This window comes from Verrucosispora sp. ts21 (genome assembly GCF_002879555.1).
Lineage (GTDB): Bacteria > Actinomycetota > Actinomycetes > Mycobacteriales > Micromonosporaceae > Micromonospora > Micromonospora gifhornensis.
Map to the genome: position 1 here is coordinate 1 of NZ_PNOZ01000147.1, position 5485 is coordinate 5485.

Consider the following 5485-nt stretch of genomic DNA (forward strand, 5'->3'; position numbering starts at 1 on the left):
GGCACCGTCACCGGTGATCGTCGCGGTGACCGTGTCCACCTCGGTACGGCCGGTCGCCGGGTCGGTGACGACAACCTCATCAACAGGCTTCACGTCCTCAATCGGCTCGGTTGAGCCGTCGGCCATGAGGATCCTGGTGCCCGGCACGAAGCTGTTGGAGATCGGACACGACTCACCGCCAGCCGAACCGGCATTGTTGCCACTGGTGCCACCACTGCTGCGCTTCGAGGCACCCGACGCACCGCCCGGCTTCGAATCACCCTTACCGACACCACCCCCACCGCCCCTGCCGGTGGACGCCGCCGAAGCCGAACGCATCCGCCAGGCACTGCGCCAATGGCAGACCCGCCAATCCGCCCACCGCCACCACAGTCGCGGGTCTCGATGAACGCACCCCGCTGGGTCATCCACCTACCCACCACCCTGACCAGCCTCGACCAGGCGACCGCGCTCGCCGTGGCCCTCCGCGACTCCCTCGGCCACCTGACGGTCATCGACTTCGGCGAAACCACCCTCAGCGAAGAAGACCACCAAAGCCTGCGTACCCAAGTCTGGTGCGACACCCCACTCGACGGCCTTCACCGCTGCCGCCGCCCCAACGCCCATCCGGGCACCTGCGCGCCAGCTCCGACGGCCTACGAGTAAACGTCCTTGCGATGCCCGACATCGTGGATGGTCAGTTCGTCGTCGTCGAGCCGGTAGAGGACCCGGTAGTCGCCGACGCGCAGACGACGTCCAGATCCGTCGCGCATCTCGGTCGAGTTCTGCGGCGCAGGATCAGCGACCAAGCCGAGGATCGCACTCAGGACGGTCAAGAAAACGTTGCGAGGTTGCTTGTGCAGCCAGACCAGCACGTCCCGGTCGATCTGAATCTTCACGCCGCCGCGCCGCCGGCCCGGTCAGCCAGCAGCGCCTCCACCTCGCGAGGATCGACCCCAAGCGATTCCAAAGCTGCCGACAGTGGCACGAACTGACCCTCGGCACGGGAACGGGCGATCACCGCCGAGTCCCGGCGGTCCCGGAACGCCTCGATCTCCTCCCACTCGTCGATGCCGATCAGGACAGCCACGGGCCGCTCGTACTTGGTGATGATCACCGGCTCACCGGTGCGCTCGATCCCCTCCAGCACCCGACCCACGCCATCGCGAAACTCCCGGAGCGTAATCCTCGCCATGTACCGCACTGTACCATGCGGTACCATTCCGACGTCCCAACATGCCCCGCCGCCACCTTCGACACCCGCTGGCGACGCTGCCCCGCCCCGGCGACCACCCGGGCACCTGCGGCCGTCGGGCACTACCCGATCAGGCGGTGCGCGGCGCGTCATTGGTCTCCGGCCACGGTGGGTCGGGTGGCGTCCACGGCGGTGTGCTCGCCGATTTGAACCCTCGCCTCGGCACCCGCCGTACGGCGTAACGGATGGCCCACGCGACACCGACAACCATCACGACCACCGCGACGATCGGCACGACGACCACCGCCGCACGTTGCGGAGGCCAACCGGTAAGCAGGCGCAGCAGCAACGGCAGTGGCACCATCGCCCCAGCGAGGATGCCCGCGACGCAGATCCGGCCGGTCGGGGCCGGCAACGACTCCGTGACGTTGGCGACGAGCACGGCAACGCCCGCCGGCAACGCCGCCATCCCCACGATCAGCGCAACCACGAGGACCGATCCCACTGCGTCGTCCGAGTTCGCGCCACGCAACTCGTAGGGGACGTACAGGGCGAGCGCCAGGAGACCGAGCGCGCCACCAACGGCGGCGAGTGGAATCACGAACCAGCCGTACCGCCGCGCCAGCAACGTGGCGCAGCCGGCAAGCATCACCAGGCTTCCCACCGCGACCGACAGCGGTACGGCGACCCGCCAACCGACGGTGACGGTCGCCTCGGCGACACCCGGGATCGGTGTCGCGGGTTGCTCGTGCCGGAAGCCGTCACCGGCAACTGTGCCGAACCCGATGCGCTCCCAGCGGCCTGCGGTGTCGCGGCGGGCAACGCCGTCCCAACCGTTTGCCACCAGCACGACCACCCCACCGTCCGGCTGATCGCGCACCAGCAACGCGCGGGACGACAGGTACTCGTCGGCATCACGCAAGCCAGGTATCGCCGTCGCCAGTCGCTGCCGGGCGTCCTCGTCAATCTGCCAGGCGACGCGCCAGCTGGTCCCACCGTCCCGACTCTCCTGCACCGCCAGGCGGCGCGGCACGATCCGGAAACCGTGCCCCGAGCGACCCACGCCTGGTCCATGCTGTTGCGGCGTGTGCATGCTTCCCCCGTGATGCTGCGAGCGCTTGCGCCTTCACGGTCGGCCCTGCTGATAACGCTCCAGCCTCGCCCGAGCCTCAAACCCGCATCCCACCAACACCGAGCGCCCATCAGAGGCCAAGATCCTGGACGGTCGAGGCCGCGACGATCCCTTCGCACGTCACCCACGGCGACCGGTTCCGGGGATCGACGCCGCACCGCTACGCGGCACGCCGCTGAACATCCGCCACGACGCTCCTGTCAGCAAAAGCTCCTATCGGAGATCGCGGATACGCCACGTCGCCTGACGGCAACCGTGACGGCAACCCAGGCCGACACCCACGAACGTGTACAAGCAGCCACCACTTTCAGTGATCGCGGATGGACCGCCGCTACGACTGCGCTACGGGCCCGGCGCTCCCCCTAATTTCGATAGACCACACTTCCTCGAAGCCGGGACGCGCATCTACCGCCTCTGCCTGGATTTGGCGAGCATGAACGAAGCAGTTCGCCCCATGGAGGCGATAACGAACGAATTCCCCTGTGGCGCTCTCTCGGATGAGATTGGGACCTCCTTTCGCGCCAACAGCTTCGGCAAGGAACTCGACACCAAGGGTGGTAGCGAACGCACTGTATCGATCAGCCAGTGCGGAAGGGACAATTTCGGGATCTGCGTCAAGCAGCCGATGAACCTGAATCGTAGAGCCAACGCAGATCCATGCCTGCTTTACGCGATCAAAGTAGAACTCCACCAGTCCGTAGTCGCGACGCATCCGTTTCTTCCGCGCGTCATCAACGTACTCCCTGCCCAGCGCGCCCTCGATCTCATCAGCGGTGAAACCTGGACCCACACCACAGACCAGCCCAGACAGGAGCGCATCCACGTAGAAGTCGGTGCCCGTCATCCCATCCCTTCCAGGGCTTTGATCAAGAAGTGCATTTCTGCGGCTCGGTTACTACTCATTCCCCATTCACCGCTGTTCATGCTACCCATTGCGCTGCGAGATTTGTCGATTAGGTCGGCACGAAGTTGTGGATTGCTCTGGATTTCAGCGAGCGCCCGTTGCACGTCTTCTGGCGTGGCGGTGCCTGAACGCAGTCGAATTGGTTCCGCGCCAATGCTGCCGCGCCCATCTGGGAAAATGCGCACCTCGTGATTTCCAACGTGCATATGAGCTCCCTTGGTCCCCCAGTCCTGAGCCGAAGGAGAAACCCGGATAGGTCCGCCGCAGTTGTGTACGAGTACCGGCGTGGTACCGGCTATCACATAGTACGTGTGGATGGTGTTTACGGTCAGGTCGTGCATGACCTTGGCGGCGATGTGTGGTTCGGTGGTGGCGATGGTGGCGTCGCCGCTGATGGTGCGTAGTTGCTCGCCGACGTGGAGGTGGGCTGCTGGCACCCATGCTTGGCGGGTTTCGCTCCAGATCTTGTGGTGGCCGGTTGTTTCGAGGGTTCCCTTTATACCGCCGAGGCCGACGACGGTGAGGTCGGTGAGGTTGGTGTCGATGTGGATGTGGAGTGCGGTGACGGTTTGGGGTGTGGTCTTGCCGGTTTCGGGATCGGTGGCGATGACCTGGTCCCCGATGCGGATGTCCTTGATCGGCTTGGTGGTGCCGTCGGCCATGAGTACGGGGGTGTCGGGGGCAAAGCTGTTGCAGGTTCTGCCGTTGAACTTTGTCCTCATTCCGCCGAGGTTTACGGCTCCCCCGCCGTCCCAGCCCCATCTTACGAAGCCTTCCGCAATCTGTCCGAAGATAGGTCCATAAAGTTTACGGTCGTAGTCGTTGCCGTATTCTCCCCCCAGCGCCCCTTGCATGACGTCGCGGGCGGACCACTGCAACTGGTCCATGCATGCGGCAGCCGACATGAACGCACAATCGAGACTCATTCGGCAGTTTGATCGCCCACCGTTTGGGTGGTTGCAGTACTCGATGAGTTCGCGGGCGAGTTCTCCGGCGCTTGGGCCGCTCGGGACGGGAACGCCGTTGAGGTAGAGGACGTCGGCGGCCATCGTGATTACGTAGATATCGTCACGGGCGATTATGTCGTGGCCGCCGTTACCACCGCCGCCGCCGTTACCACCGCCGCCGCCGTTGCCGTTGCCACCGCCGCTGTTACCGCCGCCGTTGCCGCCGCCTGGGTTTCTTGGCGGGGTGATTTTGCAGTCGTCATCTCCGCAGGGGATGAGGCCGGTGGGGTCGGACAGGGTGGTGGGGTTGTTGTTGGCGTAGCTGTAGCCGTTCCACTGTTGTGGGTCGGTGAGGTCTTGGATGGGGTCGACGCTGATGAAGCGGCCGGTGGTGGGGTCGTATTCGCGGGCGCCGAGGTGGGTGAGGCCGGTGTCGTCTTGGGTGCCGCCAACGAATCCGCGGGTGCCGAGGAAGATGCTTGGAGGAGTGGTGCGGTTTTCACCGTAGGGGGGGACTGTACAAATAACGGCTGATCGACCGATCAAGGGAGAGACGCCAGATGACGACCGAGATCACCTCGGGGCAGGAGCCGGCGGCCAGGCCGGCGGATGCGGTCACGGATGAGCAGTTGATCGCGATGCTGGTCGATCGGGCTCGTGGTGACGGGTTGAAGCTGACCGGTGAGGGTGGGCTGTTGCAGCAGCTCACCAAGCGGGTTCTGGAGTCGGCGTTGGACGGTGAGATCACCGATCACGTCGGCTACGACAAGCACGACCCTGCTGGTCGTGGTAGTGGGAACACTCGTAACGGCAGCCGGACCAAGACCGTGCTCACCGACGTCGGGCCGGTCGAGGTCCGCGTTCCGCGAGACGCGGCGGGCACGTTCGAGCCGCAGATCGTGCGCAAACGGCAACGCCGCCTGACCGGCGTCGACGACATGGTCCTGTCGTTGTCGGCCAAGGGGTTGACCCACGGCGAAATCGCGGCGCACCTGGCCGAGGTCTACGGGGCTGAGGTGTCCAAGCAGACCATCTCCACCATCACCGACAAGGTGATGGACGGCATGGCCGAGTGGTAGAACCGGCCCCTGGACCGGGTCTACCCGGTCGTGTTCATCGACGCCATCAACGTCAAGATCCGCGATGGGCAGGTCGCGAACCGGCCGATCTACCTCGCGATGGCGGTCACTGTCGACGGGCACCGCGACATCCTCGGCATCTGGGCCGGTGACGGCGGCGAGGGCGCCAAGCACTGGCTGCACGTGCTGACCGAGCTGAAGAACCGCGGCGTCGCCGACGTGCTGATGCTCGTCTGCGACGGGCTCAAG

General features: G+C 65.3%; 6 protein-coding genes and 2 pseudogenes. 2 read left to right on the plus strand and 6 right to left on the minus strand.

Going from position 1 to position 5485, the window contains the following annotated elements; all coding sequences use genetic code 11:
- Positions 1 to 384 precede the first annotated feature (384 nt).
- Positions 385 to 645 (plus strand): hypothetical protein, encoded by a 261-nt coding sequence (locus C1A38_RS30075; protein ID WP_102661057.1) that lies wholly within the window; start codon positions 385 to 387, stop codon positions 643 to 645.
- Here the strand turns inward: C1A38_RS30075 and C1A38_RS30080 are convergent.
- The 6 genes and pseudogenes from C1A38_RS30080 to C1A38_RS32675 all read right to left on the minus strand — a co-directional run.
- Positions 636 to 878 (minus strand): type II toxin-antitoxin system RelE family toxin, encoded by a 243-nt coding sequence (locus C1A38_RS30080; RefSeq protein WP_093401670.1) that lies wholly within the window; start codon positions 876 to 878, stop codon positions 636 to 638. The two genes, C1A38_RS30075 and C1A38_RS30080, sit on opposite strands and share 10 nt — an antisense overlap.
- Positions 875 to 1174 (minus strand): type II toxin-antitoxin system Phd/YefM family antitoxin, encoded by a 300-nt coding sequence (locus C1A38_RS30085; RefSeq protein ID WP_102661059.1) that lies wholly within the window; start codon positions 1172 to 1174, stop codon positions 875 to 877. Before C1A38_RS30085 ends, C1A38_RS30080 begins: the two co-directional genes overlap by 4 nt.
- Positions 1175 to 1304: 130 nt before the next feature.
- Complete coding sequence (locus C1A38_RS30090; protein ID WP_102661058.1) at positions 1305 to 2237, minus strand: hypothetical protein; 933 nt, start codon at positions 2235 to 2237, stop codon at positions 1305 to 1307.
- 400 nt (positions 2238 to 2637) lie between these two features.
- Entirely contained in the window at positions 2638 to 3150 is a 513-nt protein-coding gene (locus C1A38_RS31020; RefSeq protein WP_146017656.1) for a hypothetical protein, read from the minus strand.
- Positions 3147 to 4259, minus strand: coding sequence for a polymorphic toxin-type HINT domain-containing protein (locus C1A38_RS30095; RefSeq protein WP_102661060.1), 1113 nt, complete (start codon positions 4257 to 4259; stop codon positions 3147 to 3149). Before C1A38_RS30095 ends, C1A38_RS31020 begins: the two co-directional genes overlap by 4 nt.
- A gap of 174 nt (positions 4260 to 4433) precedes the next feature.
- Positions 4434 to 4667: pseudogene (locus C1A38_RS32675) on the minus strand (RHS repeat-associated core domain-containing protein); the annotation flags it as partial.
- A gap of 128 nt (positions 4668 to 4795) precedes the next feature.
- Here C1A38_RS32675 and C1A38_RS30110 point away from each other — a divergent pair.
- Positions 4796 to 5485: pseudogene (locus C1A38_RS30110) on the plus strand (IS256 family transposase); the annotation flags it as partial.

Coding starts and splice junctions, on each gene's coding strand:
- C1A38_RS30075 (WP_102661057.1), top strand. CDS start 385: ATGAACGCACCCCGCTGGGTCATCCACCTACCCACCACCCTGACCAGC.
- C1A38_RS31020 (WP_146017656.1), bottom strand. CDS start 3,150: ATGACGGGCACCGACTTCTACGTGGATGCGCTCCTGTCTGGGCTGGTC.
- C1A38_RS30085 (WP_102661059.1), bottom strand. CDS start 1,174: ATGGCGAGGATTACGCTCCGGGAGTTTCGCGATGGCGTGGGTCGGGTG.
- C1A38_RS30095 (WP_102661060.1), bottom strand. CDS start 4,259: ATGGCCGCCGACGTCCTCTACCTCAACGGCGTTCCCGTCCCGAGCGGC.